The following is a 25,880-nucleotide window of genomic DNA, read 5'->3' on the forward strand; positions in this document are numbered from 1 at the left end:
TAAAGCCCGGAACGAGGCACGAGTGAGGACTTGCAGCGATAGCAGGACTTTACCAACCGAAGTGCGCCAGACTTTGATTTCATAATAATATTATCGATACACCCAAGTTATGCGACATCGTTTAACAAAAAATGGTCGACAGTTAACAAGCCATTGCCATTAACCATCAACCATTCACTATGTAAACAATTATTTTACTTTACCAAATAAGGCTTTAAAGCTGTTTTAATTTTTTCTTTGTTCTGGCTTGCTGTCCATTTTTCTTTAATAGATTGATCACCCAGGTTAAAAAGTGTTTCGTAAAGCAATTTGCCATTTGCCATTGTCTGAACCTTAAAGGTACTTTGCGAACCAATAATGTCAGCCCAAACACCACGAACATCTGCCCAGTAGGTGTGTTGGCTTGCCCACCATTTTTGTGCATATGCGAAAGTTTTAGGGTCTATTTTCGTAAACTCCTCATAACCTTTTTCAACAGCTAAAAGTTTATCGCCATCGGCAGAACGCACTATTTTTTTATTGTCCTGCTCAAACGTCCAACCATTTTTAGTAATGGTAATTCTGCTGCCACGGTTTAATACATTGTAATCTTTACGCACAGTAGATTCTCTTCTTGGTAGTGGAGAATCGGTTTCGCTCGACCAAGAATCGTGACCACCAACATGGCTCCATGTTCCATAACCCTGGTAACGTGGACTATCATCAACCTGATAAACTTTTTGCGTCCATTTTCCTTTTACATCAGCTGGCGTTAAATTGCCTTTTTTCCATGCATTACCTTCGGTATAAAGCATAATATTGGTGTCTTCATACGTCCAATCCTGGCGCCAGTGTTTAATAACAGTGGTATCATTAATGGCCAACATGTGTTGAATTACAATTCTTTTAGGTTCATCAATAATAATCTCTGCCCATTCGTTGCCATGACTTTCATAAGGCTTACTGAACTTGTAGTTTGGATCTGGAGCGGTAACTTCACCATAGTTGAAGTTCACTTCATAAAAACCAGCCAATGACTTTATTGCTTTTCTATCCTTTTCTAGTTTTTCTTCCGGAGAGTCAACTTTTGTTTGCGCATCAGTATTAAGGGTAATCAAACCGGTTAATACTAAAATTAGGTTTAAAAATTTCATTTTTATTATTAATTAGGGTGTGTTTAGCTTTCCGCCACTGCGGTATTTTTTTTCTTTTTTCCTTTTCCCCACCAGATAATGAATCCGGTTATGGGTAAGCTTGCTGCAATTAAACTGGCAAAAAAGGCCATTATTTTTCCGGTTAATCCTAAAATAGCCCCTACGTGGATATCGTAATTCATACCGATTAACGTTTCTCCCGCATTTTTCTCAGACTGGTTTGCTCTGTGCAATAACTTGCCCGAGTACTGATCGAACTGAAGTACGTCGTAATTCCAAAACGTTTCTTTGCCCCGGTATCCTGTGGCGTAAATGGTTGCCGAACCGCCATTGGCAGGCGACATGGCAATGCGATCTTCATTTTTAAATATTTTTCTGGCTTGCTCAAAAGCAATATCGAAAGGAATTGCAGTAATGGTTTTGGTCGAATCTGATTTAACTTCTACCGTTTTTGGCGCTGTGGTACTTCCCGAGGCTACTACGTAAACCGTGGTTTGGAACCATTGAAATGCCCAAACCAGACCGGTTAAGGCCAGCATTAGGCAGATCAGCATTGCATAAAAACCCAGCACATTGTGCATGTCGTAATTAATGCGTTTAAACTTGGCCTTCCATTTTACTTTAAAGCTCTTATCGAAGTTTGATTTTTTGAGGTTTTTAGGCCACCACATCACCATTCCAGAAATGAGGAGAAATACAAAAATGAAGGTAGACCATCCGATAATCTGCTGGCCAATGGGATGATTGATCAACAAACTCCAATGGATCATTTTAACTACACCAAAAAACTCATATTTATAATCGGCAACTAAAGTTACTTTTCCAGTATAAGGGTTAATCAGCACAACATCATAATAATCGATAGAATCGAAATACCAGAATGCCTTAGGGTCGCCAGGTTTATAAACGCCAAGTTCCCATGCCCTTCCTGGTGCTTTATAAGCAGAAACAAAGGTGATTTTCTTTTTATTCCCCAGTGCTTTTTCGGCATTGGCCTTTAGTACACTTAAGGGTAGGGTTTTAGGATTTGATGGAACCTCTACAAAAATCTCCTTGCGGCGAATGAGTTCGGTAATTTCTTTTTGAAAAACATAAATACAACCTGTAATGCCCAACATCAGTACGATTAAACCAGATGCGATGCCCAGCCATAAGTGCAGCCAGTCGCTTATCCGCCTTAAACGCGATTTCTTGTTTTTTGATTTGGTTGATGTTTCTGTTAGTGCCATTAGCAAAGCTGTATGAATAAAAGAACCAATTAGCCTTTTTTAAGACTAATTGGCTTTAAATTTTTATAAAAATTCGACTATTTAACTTCAGTAGTATAAGTTACCAAATGCCAAACTTTATCGTAGTCTTTTCCATTTAATTTTCCTGGCGTTTTATCTTCAGTAAAAGCTTCCAGAAAATAATTTCCTTTTTTCTCTGGTTTGAAAGTGAATTTTCCTTCCACATCTGTTTCAGTAGGTTGTGCTTTTCGATCAGTATTTACAACGGTTAACTTTTGTTTTGCAAAAGGCACTGCGTTATAAATTACCTGATGAACTGAAGTTTCTCCAACGGTTAAAGCATGTTTATCTGGTCTGATGGTTAATGCCGCAGCTGCCGGAAAACTGGTGTTTATTTTTGCGTTCCCTACGGCAACATCTGCAAAAGCATAATATTCAATTTTAGCTTTTTCATAAACCGCCGCAACTTCATGTACCACAGAAAGTTTATAGGTGCCTTCTTGATCCGGTGTGAAACTGGCTTTGAAGAAACGTACATCAGCAGTAGTTGGTAAAACCCTGGTTGTTCCATCTGGAGCAATTAAAGCCAGCTTAAATTCTTTTAAGTTGCTAAACCATTTTGCTGCAGAATCTGGTTCGTTACTCTCGTATTCTCCGAAGAAGACTTTTACCTCCTGTGCTTGTCCTTTTTTGCCTGTTGAGGCCGTTTCTATCCATAAAGCATGCGCAAATGCGCTCGAAATGCTAAAGATTAGAACGAAAAATAATAATGAGATTTTAGTTTTCATGTTTTCTGGGTTGGGTTTTAAAACCAGGAGAAATTGATCTGATCCAATTGCTCCCGATTGATTTAATTAAAATTTGTAAGTAACACTTCCAGTGAAGGTTCTCAGGTCCTGAGGGTTCATGGTGCTGTAACCTGTCCAGTATTTTTGATTGGTAAAATTGTCTGCTTTAACACCAAGTCTAAATCTATGATGATCATAAAATACTGATGCGTTAAAAACCTCGTAAGCAGGTAATATAAATACGCCCTGGCTAACGCTGTTTACAATTTTATTGTCGCTGGCATAATTACCGCCGGCACCTAATCCAAAACCTTTAAGTGATCCTGTAGCGAATTTATAACTGATCCATAAATTTGCTGAATAAGGCGCTGCCGAATAAGCATCTCTTCTGCCTTCTACATCTGGCGATGCATTTTCTAAATGGTTATCGTTATAAGCGAAACCTGCAATAATATTTAAACCGTTAACCGGGTTTGCAATAATTTCGGCTTCTATACCTTTGCTGGTTTTATTACCATCCTGGATTTGTGCATTTGGATTTGATGGATCTCCGTTATAACCCCTAACAATATCTTTAACTTTAATGTAATAGTAAGATACAGATCCTGTTAACTTGCCATTAAATAGGTTTGTTTTAATGCCACCTTCAATTTGGTTTGCTTGCTCTGGTTTAAAAGCATTACCTTGATAATCTATACCGTTTAAGTTGTTAAAGCCGTTCTGGTAATTGGTAAATAATGATAGCTGATCTTTAATAGGCTGAAATACCAAGCCAAATTTTGGCGAAAAAACAGTTTGTTTGTACGCACCTTTTGGTGCCGAGCCTGCACGATCGGAATTACCTTTATTGTCAAACCTGTCTACTCTCAATGCAGCTAAGGCGATTAACCTATCTGTTAAATTAATCACATCAGAAACATAAGCACTGTATGTATTGGTTTTGAAGTTATACGGATATTTAGGAACACTAGGAAGTGCTGCATAAAATGCCGCTAAATTATGTTCGGTGAAGTTATTGTAGTTAGCACCGCTTCCATCTTTATTGGTCAGATCAAAAGTATCGATCGAATAAAATAACTGGTCGGAGTTTTGTCGTAAATAATCCAAGCCTAAAACCATTCTGTTTTTTACCGAACCTAAGTTAAAAGTGCCATTGAAATTTTGTTGTACCTCGTAAGTAAAAACCTTACTGTTATCAGTTGATTGATCTGCTCTTGATATTAAATCGGCACCTGGTGCAGCCGTTGGGTTGCCCAGTGGAGGATAGTTGTTTGGAACTAAGAACAAATACGTACCACGGCCGTTAGAGAAACTATAGTTGCTTGAAAAGCTGGTGTGAGACGACCAGTTTTCGTTAAACTTATAATTGGCCTGCCCGAAAAAGTTTGAGCTATTGTATTTTTGCTTCATCGCATCAGCGGTGAAGGATTTGTCGTAAGCTATTCCAGATTGATCCGCACGATCAAAACCAAGGTCTTTTACAGGGAAATAGAAGAAAACGAATGGTTTTAGGGTGCTTGTACCGTTGGCAATTTCGGCATCAAAAACAAAGTCTAATTTATCGTTTACTTTATACGACAGGCTAGGCGCAATGAAGAAACCTTTGTCGTAAACATTCTCCTGGAAAGAACCTTTGTAATTGTAAGAAGTATTTAAGCGGGCATAAATGTGGTTATCTTTATCAACAGGAAAATTGAAATCGGTACTAACCCGGTTAAAATCGTAGCTGCCTGTCGAAAAGCTTACCGCGCCTCCCATTCCTTCGAAAGGTTTTTTGGTGATGCGGTTGATTAAGCCACCATATGAGGTTAATGTACTACCGAATAAGGTAGCAGATGGGCCTTTAATAAACTCTACATTTTCTAAGTTAGCTGCATCGTTGCGGCCGGTTACGTTACCAGCAATTCCATTTCTGAGTTTAGCCTGTACAATAAAGCCTCTTGATGCGTAATAAGCACCACCATCGCCACCGCGCGAAGTTGATTCCCACATTTTTTGAACGCCTGTCGCATTGCGGGCAGCATCATCAACCGAAAATACAAGCTGATCGGCCATTGTTTCTTTCGTAATCGTGGTATATACCTGAGGGTTTTCCAAATTATTTAGGGGCATTTTTGAAACGAATTCACTTTTCTTAGCGATATACTTATTTACGCCCTGGTTAATATTTACTTCATTAAGCTGATTTGAATTTTGATTGATTACAAAATCAACAGTTTTATGCTCTCCAACAGTAATAACTATTGGTTTTTCTATGTTTTGGATACCAACAGCCGATACCCTTAAGGTATAAGATCCTGGTTTAACTCTCTGGATTTCGAAAATACCTTTTTCGTTGGTTACATTCCCCAAGCCTTTTCCTTTTAAACCAACCGAAATGTAAGCGGCAGGTTTACCATCAGAAGTGGTAACTGTGCCGCTTATGGTCGAAAACTGTTGCGCAAAGGAGAGTAGACTGGTAAAAGTTAAAAAAAACGTTATACAGAAAAGTCTGATTTTAAGCATGATAATATTTATTTGGATTAATTCTAAACTACTGCAAAATAACGGCAGAAAATCTTATTATCCAAATTATTTTGAATTATTCTAAATAGCAGTGATTGATGCCTGTAAATTTGTATTTTTAATACAGATTGGGAATGAAGGGGGTAAATAACTTTAACGTTTTAGTTGCGCTAAAATCTAAGTTTATAGAAATTTTTTCAACTAAACTTCTGGGAGGTTTTTTTCGAATTTAATTGGGCTATGATCAAGAAACATGAGGCAATTTGGCAAAATACGCTGTTTTGAGCAGCTATTGGTGCATTATCAATTACAAATGTCGGTTTTTGTAAAACAAAATGTGGCATTTAGGTCAATTTTTAGGTTAAAATATGGTTCCTTTTGATTAAAAATAAATTAAAATCGAAGTAAAAATGTTGATACTTTTAGTTTGTAATCAAACCAAACTAACTAATCATCAATGGAAAAAACTTCTACAAGACATTGCTATGTGAAATTTTTGACGGCAACATTCTTTTATTTACTCATTCCCTGGCTCGCTTTTGCGCAGAAAACAATTAAAGGAACCGTTTTAGATCAGAATGACAAACCCATCCCCGGGGTGTCTATCTTAGAAAAAGGGACAAAAAATGGTACTTCCACCAACAGCGAAGGTAAGTTCGTAATCGCTGTACAGAGCGATAAAGCTGTGCTGGTTGCCAGGATAGTTGGTTTCGTTACCGTTGAAAAAACAATTACGGCAAGCGGTACCATAAACTTTTCCCTGCAAGATGACAATAAGACGCTGGATGAGGTGGTACTTATTGGTTATCAGAAAATAACCAGGAAAAAATCTACGGCTTCTATTTCCAGTATTTCAGGTAAAGAGCTGGCAAATTTACCGGCTGCAAGCTTCGATCAACTATTGCAGGGTAGGCTTGCCGGTGTAAATGTTCAAAACTTTACAGGTCAGCCAGGGGTAGCACCTACTGTTTCGGTACGTGGTAACTCTACAGCAAGTAGTAGTTACGATCAGTTTAATGTGATCAGATCGCCATTATATGTGGTAGATGGGGTGCCTCAATCTTCTGACGATTTTGTGCCACCTGGTACAGGTACGGGTACCAACTATCTAGCCGGTATCAACCCTAATGACATTGAGTCTATTGATGTGTTAAAAGATGCCTCTGCTGCAGCCATTTATGGTTCTCGTGCAGCAAACGGGGTAATCCTAATTACCACCAAAAAAGGCGTTAGTGGTGATACTAAGGTCAACCTAAGTACCTATTTTGGGCTCGTACAGCGCCCAAATTTACGCGAAGCAACCATTGGTAGTACAGAACGCAGGCAAAAAATGGAAGTACTGCAGCGTCAGCTCAATTACGACCAGAGAAGACAACTGCCATATATACTTACCGATAGTTTAAATCCAGCTTTCAACGGAAATACCGATTGGCAGGATCTGTTTTATCAGGTAGGTAGAATTAACGATAACAATCTCAGTTTAAGCGGTGGTTCAGACAATGGCATGACTTACCGTTTTAGTGGCGGCTATTATAATGAAGAAGGCGTTGTAAAAGGAACTGGTTTTAAACGCTATAGTGGTAGACTTAACTTAACCTCGAGAGCATTAAATAAAAAGTTGATGATCAATCCACAATTTTTTTATTCGAGAGCTGATCGTGCAAGGGGCAACGAGGATCCTAACGATCCTTCCAAGCCTACAAAAATAGGGTCTGGCAATTTACCTTCTTCGCTGATCAACTTATCGCCAGAAAAGCTCGACTTTTTTGTGAACCCTAGTAGTGAGAACCTGGACAAGAATATCAGTAATCAGTTTAGTATAAACCTGAATTTATCTTATGAGTTTAGTAAAAACTTTACATTGAATTCTCAATCATCTTATAAGGCTGATAATGCACGTCGGGATGCCAGTCTGAGTAGCTTGCTAAACAATGGTTCTGGAAATAGTGCGACTAGTTTTTCTTCTACTAATGTGAACCTGAGAACTTCTAACTACTTAAATTATAACGGTAAGCTTGGTAAACACAATTTCAGTGCGGTAGTGGGCCAGGATATTGAATATAACCAGTATCAAAATACACAAGCGGGAGGCTATGGTGGTGCATCTGATAACATTCAAGTGGTAACGGGATTTCAGCAAGCCAACATCTTTGCCTTCTCTCAGTACAAAGCACATGGATTAATTGCTTATTATGGAAGGTTTAACTATGACTATGCAGAAAAATATCTGTTATCTGGAACGATTAGAACCGATGGTTCATCAGGTTTTGGTGAAAATAATAAGTATGGGGTTTTTCCTTCCATATCACTGGGCTGGATATTATCTGAAGAAAATTTCATGAAAAACATCACTAATAACCCTTTTACATTAGTTAAAATTAGGGGAAGTTATGGTGCTACCGGTAATGAAGATTTAAATAATTCTTACGTACAATATAACAATTACCTGGTTAATAATGGTGGTTTTTCCGGCAATGGTGGTTCTACTTCCTATAACGGTGTTACGGTTATTACACCAAATTTTAGAAATGGGGTAGCGCAAAAAGACCTGAGCTGGGAAAAATCTACCCAATGGAATATTGGTACGGATATCGAAATCCAAAATGGAAAATATGCCTTAACATTTGATGTATATAACAAAGAAGTGAAGGATAAATTATTCAACGTAGATCTACCTGCTACTTCTGGTTACGATGTTGCCTATACCAATGCCTTTTCAGTACGTAATTCGGGTATGGAGTTAACTTTTAATGCAACTCCGATCAGTAAAGTGGTTAGATGGAATACTTCATTCAATATTTCTTACAACAAAAATCAGATCATGAGTTTACCAAATGGTGGCAGGGATATTATTTTAAGTGGCGATCGGTTTGATAAAACACATATTTTATCGGTTGGTAGCCCTATTAATGCTTTTTATCTGTATCAAACAAAAGGTGTATTCTCACGAACTGGAAATATTCCACAAAACCCATTTACCGGCGAGCGTTATAGAAATAGTAATGGAACATTTAACGAAGGAGATTTCTATCTGGCCGATTTAGATGGTGATTACTTTGTTGATATTTTTAATGATGGAATTAACCCAGATAAAATGCCGATCGGCGATCCAAACCCTCGCTTTACAGGAGGCTGGACCAACACCTTTAACTATAAGAATTTCTCACTTAGTATTTTTGCAAACTTCACCTTCAAAAGAGATGTATTGAATCTATTTGATTCAGATCGTTTTGCCAATTCGCAGGATGGTAACGCTGTAGCTAATTTTGCAAGCTTCTCTACTCCTGATCTAGACAGATTGAATATTTGGAGAAACCCAGGCGATAATGCGGAATATGCTAAATACGATTTAGGTACTTATCGTTATTATTATACTGGGGCACAAACATTTTTCTTAGAAAAAGGTGGTTATTTAAGGATAAAAAATATTACCCTTGGATACGATTTGGGCGCAAAAACTTTAAGCAAATGGGGCTTAAGCCAGTTTAAAGTGTTTGCTATGATGGATAATGTACACATGTTCCAACAATCAAAAAAACTGCCAGATGCAGAAGCTGTAAATGGTTATGGAGAGTATAATGGAAATGGGTATCCGATTCCAAAAAAATACACCTTAGGTCTTCAAGTTCAATTTTAATAGCATTAACATGAAAAATATAATTAAAAAACTCAGCATATTAATTACTATCCTCATTATAGTAACCACAAGTGCCTGTAAAAAATTACTTTACGAAGAACCGAAGGATGCACCTTACGAACAAACATTTTGGAAAAATTCTAAAGACGTGAGAAGTGCCATGGCAGGTAATTACGCCTTACTCCGCAATGCCATTACCGATAAAAGCAACCGGTATTACATGTATGGTGATGCCATTGCCAAAAATTATTTTACCATACAATATACGGGTGATGGGCTTGAAGGAATACAAAACGGTGATTTTACCTTTCAGTATAACTTAAACTCTTTGGCAAATTATACGCTTTATTACAAAAGCATAGCGATGTCTAATCTAATATTGTCGAAGGTAGGTGCGATGACCAATTCCCAGTTATCTACGGAGGATGACCCAACCGAATTTAAAAACAATACTTTAGGACAGGCTTATTTTTTAAGGGCTTTGAGTTATTTTATGATGGTAAGGGTTTGGGGTGATGTACCAGTAGTTACCCAAGCATACGAAGATCCGCTTAATGCACCCCAGCTTCCAAGAACACCAAAAGCAGAAGTGATGAAGCTTATTGAGGATGATTGTCACAAAGCTATTAATTTGTTGGGCTGGACGTATGCCAATAGTGGTGATGCTAAAGTAACCGCAAACAAGGGCTCAACCTATGCGCTCTTAGCACATTTATATTTGTGGAGAGCAACGATGTCCAATGTGGCTACAGATGCACCTAATCTGGTTGATGTAAATAGTGCGGATACTACGATTAATACTTTAATTAGTCGTGGAGGTTATGCATTAACTGATACTGCAAATTATAAAAATACCTTTATAGGCCGTTCTACAGAAGGTATTTTTGAGATCAACGTGAGTGAAAATACCTTGGAGGGTTCAAATAGTTCTGTTGGCGGTAATTTCCTTAATGAAACTTATGTTAAAGGCTACGGTAATAACCCTAGATACTACGTAGTACCGAGTTATTTCAATAATTTTTACACAGATACCGATATCAGGTATAAAAAAGGATTTGATGTAACCTTGCCTGATAAGCCGATGTGTATAAAATATAGCAATGTAATTTACAGGAATCCTGGTCAAAAGTTAAATCCCTATTTAAGCAATAACATTATCATATTCAGATTAGCTGATATGATGTTACTAAAAGCAGAAATTGCGCTATATAAAGGAGATGTCCCTACTGCTATTAACATTATCAATACCTTCAGGAAAAGGAATGACCCTAATCCGGTACTGGTAGATGCTGTTTTATCTAGAGATGAAGTGATGGACGAATACATTACAGAACGTTCGAAAGAAATGTTTTTAGAAGGGCACCTGTTTTACGATTTGTTAAGAACCAGGAAGTATAGCAATGTGGTAGAGTGGCTCCCGGTAGAGCGATTTAGAAAAGAGGGCTATTATTGGCCGGTAGACCCTGCTTTATTCAGGAATAATCCATTGTTAAAGCAAACCACATACTGGTTGGGTAAAGTGTAAAATAAGTTGATTCTTAGATTAAAAGATATGAAAAATAATATTCTAATATACATAGCTATTTTTTTATTAGCCTTATCGGCATGTAAAAAAGACGACTATAAGCGAGATGGGGGGCCGAGCAATGCCTATGTGGATATGACCACTTATGATTATTTAAAATCCAACAGAAATTTTGATTCCTTGGTTAAAGTGATTGATAAGGCTGGTTTAAAAGATGCCGTAAATGGAGATATCACTTTGTTTGCGACCACGAACTATGGCATTGCCGATTATGTAAAAGCTAAAAAATACCAGAAGAGTCTTCAGACCGGGAATGAAAATTTTGATTTCGGAATTAAGGATCTTCCATCTCAGGAGCTTAGCGATTCATTAAAAACCTATCTGTTTACAGGCAAGATAAACAGGGATCAGATTACCTTGGGAGGTAAACTTTACAATAGTTTATTAGGTGCAATTCCAAATGTTCAGTATTTAATAAAATTTCGGCGTTCTTTCGAATACTCACAGTATTTAAATTACGTAGATTACGTTACCTATACCAAGGTGATTGGTACGCGAGATGATAAAGAGCCTGATTTGAATGCCATACCGGATGATCAGAAAGACAAAGGGGTAGACGTGCAAACTTCTGGTATTATCACCAGAACCGGAATTATCCATGTTTTAAACGGAAATCACCGCTTGTTTTTTAACGGACAATCGCTAGGTAATTAAGCCATAAATATTTCAATTATGAAGATAAAATATATTTTGGGCATACTATTTTTATTAAGTATGTATGCCTGCACAAAAATCGAAAAGGGTTTTTTAAGTAACGGCATTCGATATAAAGACAACGATATCTATGCCAAAAGAGGATTAATACTCTTCCAGTCTGACAGAATCAATGCCGATGGGTCTACGCCGCCATATACCTATAAATTGGTAAACTTAAGAAAAGAAGATGGCTCTCCGGCACCGGCAGAGTTTTCTAAAGAATATGAAATTCTGGTATTTAAGGAGGGAACAAGTTTTGATCCTGAAACTGATGTAACCGTTGAATTGCTGAATAAGAAAAGAGAACTGGTAAAAAGGTTGCCCATGTACTTTAATGAGAACAGTGGTCAGTTAACGTTTAACAGGGCATCAGCTAATTTGCCCTTGGGTAGATATGTTTTTGATGTAGAAATGACGAATGTTACAGGTACAAAACTTTTTCCAAAATTGGCTACCATAAATGTGGTAGATCCGGAAAAAGATGATTTGTTTGTTATTACCGATAACGTTTCGAATGCTTTTCATGATGTTACCGGTGTAGCAACCCCAATGAAAAATCCGATCATTACCTGTACAAAAATTTCTAACCAGGGCGCAAGGGCTATTTTAAAAATGGTGGATAAAAACGGAAAGGTTTTTAACCCTAAAGCTGGTGAAATCATACAAAGAGGTGATCGGCCAGTTTTTGAAAACTACGCAAAGTTTAACCCGGTGATCAAAACTGATACAGCCATGATCTGCGATTTTGAAGTAGCGCCTTTCCCACTTACCAAATACGTTACACCAACTACCGATTGGGGCTTTTTGATGTACTATAGAATTCCAAGTCAGTTTGTAACGGTAGATGGTTTTCCTGCATCACTTGGTACCTTCTCCGTAAATCCAAGATGGTCGTGGCAATTAAAGCTTGAAGGAACTTATGTTATACAGGTGAAATTTACTGACGTAACCAAAAAATAGAAAATAATACCATTTCCTTAATAGGAAGATATATTCATTTTCAATACAATCAAAAAACGGCAATTTTCATATCGAAAATTGCCGTTTTTTATGAGGGGCAAACACAAAAGCCTTTTTTATTTGATCAATATAACCTGTAAACTTAAAGGGCGTTCGGTTTCATTTGCAGGTGTTACCAAACCACCACAAATAATGTCATAGTGATAACCCGCTGTAAAGCTGGTGCTGGCAGAAGTCGCTTTGATTGTTCCCGATGAAGTTTCTTTCGCATCCAAGGTGTAAGTTCCTGCATCTACAGCAATAAAACCACTCGCACTTTTATAGGCTTTATTGGTAACCAGCATGGTCGTTGCGCTCGTTTTGGCCAAGTCTAAAGCCGGTGCATCAGGTGATAAATTGATAAAGCGGATGTAAGCTTTATCTGTTGATGGAATAGAAAGATCATCGCCAATGGTATAAACGTCTAGTGCAGCAGGCTTATTAATTAAATAAGAAGAGTAATAAGTACTTGCATTTAAAGTAACGGTTTTGGTTAGCAAACTCTCTGTGCTACTGGCCGTCGTAAATTTTAAACTGTAAGCGCCTGCGGCATAAGAAAGATAAGCAGCAGAGCCTCCAAATGGTAAAGCTGCCGAATTAACCATGCTGCCATTAAAGTAAGCATTGTAGGTAGCCAAAGAAGGTGATGCATTGATTACCCTTAAATAAGATATGTTGGGATCTGCAGTTTCGGTTTTTTTACATGAAGTTAATGCGGTAAAAGCAATTAGAACAAATAAAGGGATCGATTTGAAATGAAATGGCGTAAAATTCTTCATACGGTTAAAATTTGATTTAATATTTAAGGAGTATCCATAAAACGATAGCCAGATCGCATTCGCTACAGACATACAAATATTGAGTTTAAACCGTATTACGGGATGTTAAATGATGTTAAGCAGATGTTAAAGTTTGTTGCGTTTTTTTAACAATGTTAAAATTGGCAAAAGAATCTATAACTGAAATGCACGATACTCGAATTTTTTATAAATTTATAAGTGGCCTCAATACTTGTTTAAGTCAGATTAGTTCAATAAAATCGAAAGCTTAACATAAAAAAATGATGATATTATTGTGTAACTCGATTTTTATTTAAACCTTTGCACCTCAATAGAGTTAAAGCCGTTTTAATACGCAAGAAATGATTAAACAAATTTTATATAAACTTTCTGTTTCCACAGCACAAAATGTGTCTGGAAAAGGTATGTTTATTAATCATTTTCAGCCCGTGTTTTATTATCCCACAAGCCGGCAAAATTTCACTCCACGTATTTAGTACCTATACTAAACGTAACGAGGAATTGATCCTCTCTAAAAACCCAATTAACAAGAATACTTATAATTTTTCGTTAGAAAACGAATGGATATTAACGAATTTATAGTGCAGGTCGCACTTCCTGAACATCGTGTATTTGCAGAAGAAATAGTAACCGAAATGGCAGAATCGGCAAAAGCTCGTGGAACAGGGATTGCTAAGCGTTCGCCGGAATATATTTCTAATAAAATGCAAGAAGGCAAATCGGTTATTGCTTTCCATAATGATGGCTCTTGGGCAGGATTTTGCTATATAGAAACCTGGAGCCACGGACAGTTTGTGGCCAATAGTGGTTTAGTGGTAAGTCCTAAATACCGCAAAGCGGGATTAGCAAAAGCCATCAAAAATGAAATTTTCGGTTTATCGAGAAAGTTGTACCCAAAGGCAAAAATATTTGGTTTAACAACAGGTTTGGCCGTAATGAAAATCAATTCAGATTTAGGCTACGAACCTGTAACCTACAGCGAACTTACTCAGGATGAAGAGTTTTGGAAAGGCTGCCAAAGTTGCGTAAACTTCGAAATTTTAAAAATGAAGGAACGCAAAAACTGCATGTGTACAGCTATGCTTTACGATCCGGCGGAGAAGAAACATGAGGTAGCCAAGCAATTTGCCGAAGAACTGCAAAAGAAACCCAAATTATACGAGCGCTTTATGCGCATTAAACAGCGTTTAGTTGTTAAACCTAAGCCAAAAAATGGCTTAAAAGCCCTTTTATTTTTATTTACCTTTTTATTTAAATAGCATGAAAAAAGTTGTTTTAGCATTTAGCGGAGGCTTAGATACCTCATTTTGTTGTATTTACCTGGCACAAGATCGTGGATTAGAAGTTCATTCAGTAATTGTAAATACTGGTGGTTTTTCTGATGAAGAGTTGCAGGAAATTGAGAAAAGAGCATATGCTTTAGGCGTAAAATCGCATGCTGTTGTAGATGAAACTGAAAGTTACTATGAAGGATGCATTAAGTACCTGGTTTTTGGTAACGTATTAAAAAATGCTACTTATCCATTATCGGTAAGTGCAGAGCGTGTTAGTCAGGCAACAGCTATTGCCAACTACGTGAAAAAAATTGGTGCAGATTACGTAGCCCATGGAAGTACCGGTGCAGGTAACGATCAGGTACGTTTCGATATGATCTTTAATATCCTTATTCCAGAGGTTGAAATCATTACTCCGATTAGAGATTTAAAATTATCCCGCGAGGCGGAAATAGAATATTTAGCACAACATGGTGTAGAATATAGTGCAGAAAAAGCAAGATACTCAATCAATAAAGGTTTATGGGGAACTTCGGTAGGAGGAAAGGAAACTTTAACTTCTCACGAAACCTTACCAGAAAGCGCCTGGCCAACCCAGGTTTCGGAAACAGAATCGCGTAGGGTAGAGTTAACCTTCGAAAAAGGTGAACTTGTTGCTATTGATGGTGAAAAATTAGCACCTGTTAGGGCAATCCAAAAATTACAGGCAATCGCTCAGCCTTTTGGCATCGGTAGAGATATCCACGTTGGTGATACCATTATTGGTATTAAAGGTCGCGTAGGTTTTGAGGCAGCTGGCCCCATTATCATCATCAAAGCACACCATACGCTAGAAAAACACACCTTAACCAAATGGCAGTTAAGCTGGAAAGAACAACTATCGTCTTTCTATGGCAATTGGTTGCACGAAGGTCAGTTCCACGATCCAATTATGCGGAATATTGAGGCTTTTTTAACCGATACGCAAAAATTTGTGAGCGGTAAAGTATTTGTAGAGTTGTTACCATACCGTTTCCAGGTTATCGGAATTGAATCAAACCATGATTTAATGAGCAATAAATTTGGCAGTTATGGTGAAATGAATAATGCCTGGAGCGGAGAAGACGTTAAAGGTTTCTCTAAAATATTTGGTAATCAGGTAATGATCTGGCATAAAGTAAATAACGAGGCATAGCCTCAAAGGTAGAAGGTAGAGGGTTTAAGGTTTGAAGCTGCATTAGCATTTAAACCTTAAACCTTAGGCCTCAAACCCTAAACCTTTTTAAATATGAAAATTAAAGCAGGAATAATTGGCGGTGCGGGTTACACTGGGGGTGAAATGTTGCGTATTTTGGTTAACCACCCAAATGTTGAAATTGCTTTTGTAAACAGTACAAGCAATGCCGGGAACTTAATTTCTGATGTACACACTGATTTAATAGGCGATACAGATCTAAAGTTTGTAAGCGATATTCCACAGGATATTGACGTGCTTTTCCTTTGTGTTGGCCATGGCGATGCGAAGAAGTTTTTAGCTGCTAATCCAATTAGCGATAACATTAAAATTATCGATTTGTCGCAGGATTTCAGGTTGCATGCAAATGCTAACTTTTCGACCAAAGACTTTGTTTATGGATTACCCGAACTAAACCGCGATAAAATTAAAATCGCTAAAAATATTGCAAACCCTGGTTGTTTTGCAACTTGTATTCAATTAGGCTTATTGCCTTTGGCATCGAAAGGTTTGATCAAGAATGAAGTTCATATTAATGCAACTACGGGATCAACCGGTGCAGGACAGAGTTTAGCTACCACTTCGCACTTCAGCTGGAGAAACAACAATCTTTCCATATATAAGGCATTTGAACACCAGCATTTGAACGAGATTAGCGAGAGTTTGTTGCAGTTGCAACCATCACTTTCTGAAACTTTAAGTTTTATCCCACAGCGTGGTGCATTTACAAGAGGTATTTTAGCTGCCATGTACCTGGAAAGTGATTTGAGTTTAGAAGAGGCGCAAAATATTTACGAAGCATATTATAGTGCTCATCCTTTTACGCATGTAAGCCGGAAAAACATCGATCTAAAACAGGTTGTGAACACCAACAAGGCATTGGTACATATAGAAAAACACGGTGGTAAATTATTTATCATCAGTATTATTGATAACCTGTTAAAAGGTGCCAGCGGACAAGCGGTTCAGAATATGAATTTAATGTTCGGCTTGGATGAAACAGCAGGACTTAAGTTAAAAGCAGCCAACTTTTAGGTAGAAGAGACCAAAGCTGAAAGACTAAAGTCTAAAGCGAAGGTAGCATGAGGAATAACTAAAACATCAAATGAGAGACTATCAAAAATTAGACGTTTGGAAAAAATCACATCTAATGGTTTTACATGTGTATAAAGTTATTTTACCTGCTTTTCCTCCTCATGAGAAATACGATTTGCAAAGTCAGGTTAAAAGGGCTGCATATTCTGTTCCACTAAATATTGTTGAGGGAGCAGGGCGGCGGACTGAAAAAGATTTTGCCCACTTTCTTGATAATGCTTTAGGCTCTGTCTAAGAAATGGAATATGCTTGTTTTCTTGCAAAAGATTTAGATTATCTTGAAGAAAGCAAATATTTAGAAATTTATAAAATGGCAGGTGAGGTTAAAGCAATGTTAATTGGCTTAATTAAACACCTTCGACAATAACCGAGATTAAATGCTATTGAGTTTTGGCTTACTGCTATATGAAATGTGACAGGAAGCTTTGGTCTTTGGTCTTTAGTCTTTAACCTTATTAAAAAATGAACTTATTCGACGTTTACCCACTTAACGATATAGAAATAACAAAAGCGGCAGGCAGTAATGTTTGGGATGCTAATGATCAGCAATATTTAGATTTATATGGCGGTCATGCTGTAATTTCAATCGGGCATACCAACCCACATTATGTAAACCGCTTAACCGATCAATTAAATAAAGTTGGTTTTTACTCTAACTCGGTGAAAATTCCTTTGCAGGTTCAGCTTGCAGAATTATTGGGAACCGTTTCTGGTAAAAAAGACTTTCAACTCTTTTTATGTAATTCTGGAGCTGAGGCAAATGAAAATGCTTTAAAATTGGCTTCATTTTACAATGGAAGAAAAAAGGTAATTGCTTTTACAGGCGCTTTCCACGGACGTACATCTTTGGTTGTTGCCGTAACCGATAATCCTAAAATTGTAGCACCGGTTAATCAGACCGAAAATGTAATCTTTTTGCCTTTCAATAATGAGGTTGCTTTAGAAGAAACTTTTAAAGCACAGGGCAATGAAATTTCGGCTGTTATTATTGAAGGTATTCAAGGTGTAGGTGGCATTAAAGAAGCTTCGAAAAGTTTCTTGCAAAAAATCCGTTCACTTTGCGATGAATATAATGCGGTTTATATTGCAGATAGTGTACAATGCGGTTACGGACGTACAGGATCGTTTTACTCGCACGATTACGCCGGGGTTGAAGCAGATGTTTATACAATGGCAAAAGGAATGGGTAATGGCTTTCCGGTAGCGGGAATCTCTATAGCGCCCAAATTTAAACCTTGGCATGGAGAGTTAGGTACAACTTTCGGTGGCAACCATTTAGCTTGTGCTGCAGCTTTAGCTGTTTTAGAAGTGATGCAACAGGAAAACCTGATGAAAAATGCTGAGGAAGTGGGAGGTTACTTAATTACCGAATTGAAGAAATTTGAGCAGGTGGTAGAAGTACGTGGACGTGGATTAATGATCGGTATTGAGCTACCTGCAGAACTGGCGCATGTTAAAAAAGAATTATTGTTTACACATCATATTTTTACTGGTGAGGCAAAACCGAATGTGATCCGTTTGTTGCCAGCCTTAAATTTAACGAAAGCACATGCTGATGAGTTTTTAGCAGCTTTTGGTAAATTGGTTAAATAATATAGAGTCATTTGTTATTGTGAGAACGAAGCAATCCTAAAGCGGTAAAAAGGGAACCTGCCCATAATAGTAAGATTGCTCCGCGCCTCGCAATGACGACAATGAATAAAATTAATGCAAGCTTGTTTATTGAAATTTTTAAGAGCAGGTGGAAAGGAAAAACCTTAAACCCTACACCTTAAACCTTATACCTTAATATGAAACTTTTCACTTCCGTACACGATGTTCCAAGCATCAAACAGTTTGTAAATGATGCGCTAGCGTTAAAGGCGAATCCTTATGCGCACCAAGATTTAGGTAAGAACAAAACCTTAGGTTTAGTTTTTATGAATCCAAGTTTACGTACCCGGTTAAGTACGCAAAAAGCGGCCTTAAACTTAGGTATGAACGTAATGGTGATGAATCTGGATAAAGAAGGTTGGGCTTTAGAAACACAGGATGGTGTAGTAATGAATGGCTCAACGGTTGAACATATCCGCGAAGCTGCTGCGGTGATGGGCCAATATTGCGATATTTTAGGCTTGCGTTCTTTTCCAAAACTGAATAACCGTGAAGAAGATTATAGCGAAGATTTCTTCAATAAATTTGTGAAATATTGTGCTGTACCTGTAGTGAGTTTGGAGAGTGCAACACGTCATCCTTTACAAAGCTTTGCCGATATAATTACCATTCACGAAACCTGGACAAAGAAACCTGATGGGCGCAAACCAAAGGTAGTTTTGGCTTGGGCGCCTCATGTAAAGGCTTTGCCCCAGGCAGTACCAAATTCTTTTGCAGAGTGGATGTGCAAGGCTCAGGCTGAAGGAATGATCGATTTTACCATAGCGCAACCAGAGGGCTACGAGCTTTCGGAAGATTTTACGCCTGATGCCGATATTCAGTATAATTTAGAAGAAGCTTTGGCCGGTGCTGATTATGTGTATGTGAAGAACTGGAGTAGTTATAAAGAGTATGGAAAAGTGTTAACTTATCCTGATGGCTGGATGATGAATAATGAGAAATTAAAATTCACAAACGATGCTAAAGTGATGCATTGCTTGCCTGTACGCCGCGATCTGGAATTATCATCGGAGATTTTGGATGGACCAAATTCATTGGTTATTCACGAAGCCGGAAACCGTTTATGGGCGGCGCAGGCAGTAATTAAAGCGATGTTGGAGGAATTGTAAATCATATGCCTCGGTTCGTGTCCTCACGAACCGAAATTATTAATATGGCGAAACAAAACAATTAATGTGGTTCGTGGAGACACGAACCACGGTAAGAATAAATTATGAAACAACTCACTATCATAAAAATCGGTGGAAACGTAATCGATAATTCCGAAAACCTACACCAGTTTTTATTGGATTTTACTGCATTGCCAGGAGATAAAATCCTGGTGCACGGCGGGGGTAAAATTGCAACTGAACTGGGCGAATCATTGGGCATTGAGGCCAAAATGGTTGAGGGTAGAAGAATTACCGATATTGAGACGCTGCGTATTGTAACTATGGTTTACGCCGGACTGATCAATAAAAATATGGTTGCCCAACTACAGGCCAAAGGAAGTAATGCGATTGGTTTAACCGGTGCAGATGGTAATATCATTAAAGCGAAAAAAAGGCCTGTTAGTACCAAAACTTATGGTGCAGAGGCGGGCCCTATGGCAGGTGCAGTTATTGATTACGGCTTTGTGGGCGATTTAGATGAAAATTCTGTTTCAGCAAGTACTTTAGGCGCTTTATTAAATGCTGGCTTTGTTCCGGTTTTATGTGCCATTACACACGATGGTGATACTCAGCTTCTAAATACCAATGCTGATACCATAGCCTCTTCTGTTGCGGTGGCTATGTCAAGCTTATATGAAACCCGTTTGGTATATTGCTTTGAGAAAAAAGGAGTACTTAGGAACGTTAATGATGATGCTTCTGTGGTAAGAGAAATCAAAGCTGATGAGTTTGAAGGTTTAAAAGCCGATGGAACTGTGCAAGGTGGAATGATCCCTAAACTGCATAATGCCTTTGAAGCGATTAAAAAAGGAGTTTCTGCAGTTTATATTGGTAAGGCCGATGAACTTGGTGAGCTTGAAGAAGGAACCTTTGGAACTAAGATGTTAAAGTAGGTTTTTAACCACCAAGGCACGAAGAACACAAAGGATTATTAATCTAATTTAGTGCCCTTGCGCTTTAGTGGTAAAAAGTTTTGCCCTGGTATGGAAAAGAAACCGATTAATTGCTGACTTTGCCATCTAAACCTGATAGTAGTGAAAAGCTCCCGATTTTTCATCGGGACTTGCAACGAATAGCAGGACTGAACATCAATAGAATTACTGAAATTGCTTTTCAAAAGTAAATTTAAATCTGTATAATCAATTAATCTGTAACGAACCCGCAGGAAAATTAATAATCATGACAAAAAAAATAGCCATAATTGGTAGCGGAAATATCGGTTTATCTTTAGCGAAAGGTTTAGTAAAGGCCGATTTTGCTCAAGCAGGCGACATTACGCTTACCCGTAGAAATATTGATCATTTAAAATCATTCGCCGAAGCCGGTTTTAAGGTAAGCAATAACAATAAACAAGCTGTAGTTGATGCTGATGTTGTGATTTTGGCTGTTCTGCCGCAACAATTAAATACGGTTTTAGATGAAATTCAAACTTCAATTGTTCCGGCCAAACATTTGGTTATTTCGGTAATTTCTGGCGTGAGCTGTGCTGCGGTAAGGGAAAAATTAGGTGATGCTGTTGAGGTAATCAGGGTAATGCCTAACACAGCAATTGCTATTGGTCAATCGATGACTTGCATGGCCAGCGATAATGCATCAGCAGCAAATATTGCAAGTGTAACCAAAATGTTCGAAACGGTTGGTTCTGTTGTGAAAATTAATGAAGATTTAATGACTTCGGCAACAGCGCTTTGTGCCTGCGGGATTGCGTTCTTTTTAAGGGCAATCAGGGCTGCGTCGCAAGGTGGGGTAGAAATCGGTTTTCATGCGGATGAAGCTTTAAAAATGGCTGTTCAAACGGCTAAAGGAGCGGCTGATTTGCTTTTATTACATGGAACACACCCAGAATCAGAAATAGATAAGGTAACTTCGCCGAAAGGTTGTACCATAGCAGGTTTAAATGAAATGGAACATAACGGTTTTAGCTCATCATTGATAAAAGGTATTAAACTTTCGGCTTTAAAAGCTGGGAATCTGTATACTAAAGAGGGTTAGAGTTTAGGGCATAAGGTCTTAATTGCAAACATAAAACTGAAAGCCAAAATAAAAGGTAGAAAGTTTAAAGACGGGTTTAGTCTTAATACTTGATACTAATTACTTGATACTATGTTATTAGAAAATATACAAAAAGAAAGCCTGGATTTATTGCGACAGTTGATCCGCATCCAGTCTTTTAGTAAAGAAGAAGATCGGACGGCGAATTTAATTGCGCAGTTTTTAGAGGAGAGAGGCGTTGAGACGCAGCGTAAAATGAATAACGTTTGGGCTTACAACAAACATTTTGATCCTGCTAAGCCAACATTGCTTTTAAATTCACATCACGATACGGTTAAGCCTAATTCTGGTTACACCCGCGACCCTTATGATGCCGCAATTGAAGGTGATAAACTGTTTGGTTTGGGCAGTAATGATGCTGGTGGTTGTTTAGTATCGCTAATCGGAACCTTTTTGTATTATTATGAGCAGGAAAATTTAAAATACAATATCTGTTTGGCAGCGACTGCCGAGGAAGAAATTTCTGGTAATAATGGATTAGAACTGGTTCTTCCCGATTTGGGAGAACTGGAGTTTGGTATCGTAGGCGAGCCTACAGAAATGAATTTAGCCATTGCCGAGCGCGGTTTGTTAGTGTTAGATTGTGTATCGCATGGTAAAGCCGGTCATGCGGCACGTGAAGAGGGAGAGAATGCGATTTACAAAGCATTAAAAGATATCGAATGGTTTAGAAACTATCAGTTTCCAAAAGTTTCGGAGGTTTTCGGGCCATTAAAAATGACCGTTACGATTATCAACGCAGGTTCGCAGCACAATGTTGTACCTGCAAATTGTAATTTTACGGTTGATGTTCGTGTAACCGATGCTTACACTAATGAAGAGGTTTTAGAGATTATCAGGGCAAATGTTGATTGTGATGTTACCCCACGGTCTATCCGCTTAAAACCATCATCGATTGATAAAAACCATCCGGTTGTTCAAGCTGGTGTTGCCCTTGGAAAAACTACTTATGGTTCGCCTACTACTTCCGATCAGGCATTGTTAGATATCCCATCAGTAAAATGTGGCCCAGGATTTTCTGGTCGCTCGCATATGGCTGATGAGTTTTTGTATGTGCGAGAAGTAGCAGAGGGGGTAGCGGGGTATGTAAATATGCTTAAACCGGTTATAGAAGGTTGAGGGTTTAAGGTTGATGGTGGCTTGGATGCCCAATTTAGATGCTTTCATACACTTTACAAACCTTGTGTTTGCTGTGAAAAACGCTGCGTACTGTGGTAAAATGATAGAATAGCCTTGTGTGCTTTGCGGAAAACTTAGCGCCCTTTGCGGTTAAATAAATTTAAAATGAAGATTTGGCAAAAAAATATAGATGTAAATCAGTTTGTAGAGCGTTTTACGGTTGGTAAAGATCGTGAACTGGATCTGCAAATGGCAAAGTTTGATGTATTGGGCTCTTTGGCGCATACACAGATGTTAGAAAGCATTAATTTGCTAACAGCTGAAGAACTGAAAACGGTTCAACAAGAGTTGAAAAATATTTATGCTGAAATTGAAGCTGGAAATTTCACCATCGAAGACAGTGTAGAAGATGTGCACTCACAGGTAGAGTGGTTGCTTACACAACGTATTGGCGAAGCAGGCAAGAAAATCCATAGTGGGCGTTCGCGTAACGATCAGGTGCTGGTTGATTTGAAACTGTTCTTTAGGGCTTGTATCGAAGATATGGTTGGCCAAACCTCAACCTTGTTTAATAAGCTAATTGAGCTGAGCAATACACACAAAGATAAATTGATGCCGGGTTATACGCATTTGCAGATTGCCATGCCATCGTCTTTTGGTTTGTGGTTTGGTGCTTATGCCGAAAGCCTGGCAGATGATATGGAACTGATGTTGGCTGCCTGGAAAATCTGTAATAAGAATCCACTAGGGTCAGCTGCTGGTTATGGTTCTTCATTCCCTTTAAACAGGACTTTAACAACCAATTTGCTAGGTTTTGAAAGTTTAAACTACAATGTAGTTTATGCGCAGATGGGCAGAGGTAAAACGGAAAGGATTTTAGCACAGGCAATGAGTGCAGTTGCAGCAACCTTAGCTAAAATGGCGATGGATGTGTGTTTATTCATTAATCAGAATTTTGGATTCATCAGTTTTCCGGCAGAGCTTACCACAGGTTCGAGTATTATGCCGCACAAGAAAAACCCTGATGTTTTTGAGTTGATCCGTTCGCGTTGCAATAAAATTCAGGCTTTGCCGAATGAAATTGCCATGATGATTACCAATTTACCATCAGGTTATCACCGCGATTTACAATTGCTGAAAGAAAATCTTTTTCCAGCAATTACTTCTTTAAACGAATGTTTGGAGATCGCTACTTTTATGTTCCAGAACATCACGATAAAGGATGATATTTTAAAGGATAAAAAATACGATTACCTGTTTAGCGTTGAAGTAGTGAATGATCTGGCGCTCCAAGGTGTTCCATTTAGAGAGGCTTATAAAATTGTTGGCGAACAGATAGAAAATGGTAGTTTTGCACCATCTGGCCAAATACATCATACGCATGAGGGAAGCATTGGCAACCTTTGTAACGAACAGGTTTCTGCAGCAATGCAGGGTGTGCTGTCTCAATTTGGTTTCGGAAAAGTGAATAAAGCAATAGAAGATTTAATTCGCTAATTATAAAGGCGATAATAAATAATAATATATGAAAGTTTCAGTATTGGCCAGTTCATTGATCGGCTCAGAAATTATAAAAATCGGTAATGAAGTTAACGAAATGAAGCGTAAAGGTGCTTCGATCGCTAATTTAACCATAGGCGATTTTGACGCAAACATTTACCCAATCCCAACTGAATTAAAAGCTGGCATTGTAGAAGCGTACAATGCCAACCAAACCAATTATCCGCCTGCTGATGGTGTTTTGCCTTTGCGCGAAACAGTTTCGGAATTGTTAAAGGATAGATTTGGGTTAGAATACAACACCAACAGCATTTTAGTTTCTGGTGGTTCACGCCCTTTAATTTATGCTACTTACCTGGCTTTGATCGATCCTGGAGATACTGTGGTTTTCCCTGCACCATCTTGGAACAACAACCACTATTCTCACTTAACTTCGGCAAAAACAATTGCGGTAGAAACCGATGCTGCGCATAATTTTATGCCAACGGCAGCGCAATTAAAACCACATTTAAAAGGGGCAACCTTATTGGCGCTGTGTTCGCCATTAAACCCGACAGGAACCATGTTCGATGCCGATTCCTTAGCTGAAATCTGTGATGCTGTTTTAGAGGAAAATGCATCTCGTGCAGCTGATGAAAAACCGTTATACATGATGTATGATCAGATTTATTCGCTTTTAACCTTCGGAAAAGAGCATGTAAACCCAGTTTCTTTGCGCCCTGCAATGCGTCCGTTTACGGTTTTTGTTGATGGTAGTTCGAAATGTTTGGCGGCAACTGGTGTACGTGTAGGTTGGGGTTTTGGTCCGGAAGATATTATCAATAGAATGAAAGCTTTGGTCGGTCATATGGGTGCCTGGGCGCCAAAAGCCGAGCAAGTGGCCATGTCTAATTATTTTAACGATAAAGCACAGGTTGATACTTTCTTAACCAGTTTTAAAGGCCAGATTCAAGATAGCTTAAATGCACTTTATAATGGTTTTAATGAGCTAAAGAACGAAGGGTTTAATGTTGATGCTGTTGAGCCAATGGGTGCAATTTATTTAACAATCAAAATCGATTATATCGGGAAAACTACTGAAGATGGTCAGCTTTTAAAAGACAGTGCGGATGTGAATTTTTACCTGATCAAAGAAGCTGGAGCAGCTTTGGTTCCGTTCTCTGCTTTTGGAAATGAAGATAGCATGCCTTGGTTCAGGGCTTCGGTTGGTGCTTGTACCTTGCAGGATATTAAAGATATGTTGCCAAGGATTAAAACCGCTTTGAGTAAGTTGAAATAAGATTATAAGTATAAAGAAAGCCTCTTCAGTTAATTTTGAAGAGGCTTTTTTATGGATTTGATCGTCATTTCGACTGGAGTGCAGTGCAGTCGAGAAATCTATTATAGATCTCTCCATTTCGCTGCGCTCCAGTCGAGATGACGATTTTTTATAGGATTGTATTTCTGACTTC

19 protein-coding genes and 1 pseudogene are annotated in these 25,880 nt (G+C 38.3%); 15 read left to right on the top strand and 5 right to left on the bottom strand.

Annotated elements, in window-relative coordinates; genetic code table 11:
• Positions 1 to 194 precede the first annotated feature (194 nt).
• From LQ201_RS15385 to LQ201_RS15400, 4 genes are all read right to left on the bottom strand, one after another.
• Positions 195 to 1,133, bottom strand: coding sequence for a DUF6607 family protein (locus LQ201_RS15385; protein ID WP_230144352.1), 939 nt, complete (start codon positions 1,131 to 1,133; stop codon positions 195 to 197).
• A gap of 23 nt (positions 1,134 to 1,156) precedes the next feature.
• The gene (locus LQ201_RS15390) at positions 1,157 to 2,362 is read right to left on the bottom strand and encodes a PepSY domain-containing protein (RefSeq protein WP_230144353.1); all 1,206 of its coding nucleotides are present in this window, start codon (positions 2,360 to 2,362) and stop codon (positions 1,157 to 1,159) included.
• A gap of 77 nt (positions 2,363 to 2,439) precedes the next feature.
• On the bottom strand, positions 2,440 to 3,150 hold the full coding sequence (locus tag LQ201_RS15395) for a DUF4198 domain-containing protein (protein WP_230144354.1): 711 nt from the start codon (positions 3,148 to 3,150) through the stop codon (positions 2,440 to 2,442).
• 66 nt (positions 3,151 to 3,216) lie between these two features.
• Positions 3,217 to 5,655, bottom strand: a complete 2,439-nt coding sequence (locus LQ201_RS15400; protein WP_230144355.1) for a TonB-dependent receptor — start codon at positions 5,653 to 5,655, stop codon at positions 3,217 to 3,219.
• 457 nt (positions 5,656 to 6,112) lie between these two features.
• On the opposite strand from LQ201_RS15400, the gene LQ201_RS15405 reads away from it, so the two are divergent.
• The 4 genes from LQ201_RS15405 to LQ201_RS15420 are packed head-to-tail and all read left to right on the top strand — an operon-like array spanning position 6,113 to position 12,533.
• Positions 6,113 to 9,292, top strand: a complete 3,180-nt coding sequence (locus LQ201_RS15405; protein WP_230144356.1) for a SusC/RagA family TonB-linked outer membrane protein — start codon at positions 6,113 to 6,115, stop codon at positions 9,290 to 9,292.
• A 10-nt stretch (positions 9,293 to 9,302) separates the two neighbouring features.
• Positions 9,303 to 10,817, top strand: coding sequence for a RagB/SusD family nutrient uptake outer membrane protein (locus tag LQ201_RS15410; protein WP_230144357.1), 1,515 nt, complete (start codon positions 9,303 to 9,305; stop codon positions 10,815 to 10,817).
• 27 nt (positions 10,818 to 10,844) lie between these two features.
• Complete coding sequence (locus LQ201_RS15415) at positions 10,845 to 11,531, top strand: hypothetical protein (RefSeq protein WP_230144358.1); 687 nt, start codon at positions 10,845 to 10,847, stop codon at positions 11,529 to 11,531.
• An 18-nt stretch (positions 11,532 to 11,549) separates the two neighbouring features.
• Entirely contained in the window at positions 11,550 to 12,533 is a 984-nt protein-coding gene (locus LQ201_RS15420) for a DUF5007 domain-containing protein (protein WP_230144359.1), read from the top strand.
• A 116-nt stretch (positions 12,534 to 12,649) separates the two neighbouring features.
• Here the strand turns inward: LQ201_RS15420 and LQ201_RS15425 are convergent, their stop codons facing one another.
• The gene (locus tag LQ201_RS15425) at positions 12,650 to 13,423 is read right to left on the bottom strand and encodes a DUF4397 domain-containing protein (RefSeq protein WP_230144360.1); all 774 of its coding nucleotides are present in this window, start codon (positions 13,421 to 13,423) and stop codon (positions 12,650 to 12,652) included.
• 509 nt (positions 13,424 to 13,932) lie between these two features.
• Between LQ201_RS15425 and LQ201_RS15430 the strand changes: the two genes are divergently transcribed.
• From LQ201_RS15430 to LQ201_RS15480, 11 genes and pseudogenes are all read left to right on the top strand, one after another.
• Positions 13,933 to 14,631: a GNAT family N-acetyltransferase gene (locus LQ201_RS15430; protein WP_230144361.1), complete on the top strand. Its 699-nt coding sequence runs from the start codon at positions 13,933 to 13,935 to the stop codon at positions 14,629 to 14,631.
• 1 nt (position 14,632) lies between these two features.
• Entirely contained in the window at positions 14,633 to 15,820 is a 1,188-nt protein-coding gene (gene argG, locus LQ201_RS15435; RefSeq protein WP_230144362.1) for an argininosuccinate synthase, read from the top strand.
• A gap of 93 nt (positions 15,821 to 15,913) precedes the next feature.
• Positions 15,914 to 16,894: an N-acetyl-gamma-glutamyl-phosphate reductase gene (argC, locus tag LQ201_RS15440; protein WP_230144363.1), complete on the top strand. Its 981-nt coding sequence runs from the start codon at positions 15,914 to 15,916 to the stop codon at positions 16,892 to 16,894.
• Between the two features lie 70 nt (positions 16,895 to 16,964).
• A pseudogene (locus LQ201_RS25680) lies at positions 16,965 to 17,321 on the top strand (four helix bundle protein).
• 95 nt (positions 17,322 to 17,416) lie between these two features.
• Positions 17,417 to 18,547: an aspartate aminotransferase family protein gene (locus LQ201_RS15450; protein WP_230144365.1), complete on the top strand. Its 1,131-nt coding sequence runs from the start codon at positions 17,417 to 17,419 to the stop codon at positions 18,545 to 18,547.
• A 197-nt stretch (positions 18,548 to 18,744) separates the two neighbouring features.
• Positions 18,745 to 19,716, top strand: a complete 972-nt coding sequence (locus tag LQ201_RS15455; protein ID WP_230144366.1) for an acetylornithine carbamoyltransferase — start codon at positions 18,745 to 18,747, stop codon at positions 19,714 to 19,716.
• A gap of 104 nt (positions 19,717 to 19,820) precedes the next feature.
• On the top strand, positions 19,821 to 20,651 hold the full coding sequence (argB, locus tag LQ201_RS15460) for an acetylglutamate kinase (protein ID WP_230144367.1): 831 nt from the start codon (positions 19,821 to 19,823) through the stop codon (positions 20,649 to 20,651).
• Positions 20,652 to 20,937: 286 nt separating this feature from the next.
• Positions 20,938 to 21,750, top strand: coding sequence for a pyrroline-5-carboxylate reductase (proC, locus tag LQ201_RS15465; RefSeq protein ID WP_230144368.1), 813 nt, complete (start codon positions 20,938 to 20,940; stop codon positions 21,748 to 21,750).
• A 111-nt stretch (positions 21,751 to 21,861) separates the two neighbouring features.
• On the top strand, positions 21,862 to 22,929 hold the full coding sequence (locus LQ201_RS15470) for a M20 family metallo-hydrolase (protein WP_230144369.1): 1,068 nt from the start codon (positions 21,862 to 21,864) through the stop codon (positions 22,927 to 22,929).
• Positions 22,930 to 23,094: 165 nt separating this feature from the next.
• The gene (argH, locus tag LQ201_RS15475; RefSeq protein ID WP_230144370.1) at positions 23,095 to 24,426 is read left to right on the top strand and encodes an argininosuccinate lyase; all 1,332 of its coding nucleotides are present in this window, start codon (positions 23,095 to 23,097) and stop codon (positions 24,424 to 24,426) included.
• A gap of 28 nt (positions 24,427 to 24,454) precedes the next feature.
• Positions 24,455 to 25,708: a pyridoxal phosphate-dependent aminotransferase gene (locus LQ201_RS15480; RefSeq protein WP_230144371.1), complete on the top strand. Its 1,254-nt coding sequence runs from the start codon at positions 24,455 to 24,457 to the stop codon at positions 25,706 to 25,708.
• The last annotated feature ends 172 nt before the right edge of the window (positions 25,709 to 25,880 follow it).

Origin of the sequence: Pedobacter sp. Bi126, from assembly GCF_918698245.1 — a bacterium.
GTDB lineage: Bacteria > Bacteroidota > Bacteroidia > Sphingobacteriales > Sphingobacteriaceae > Pedobacter.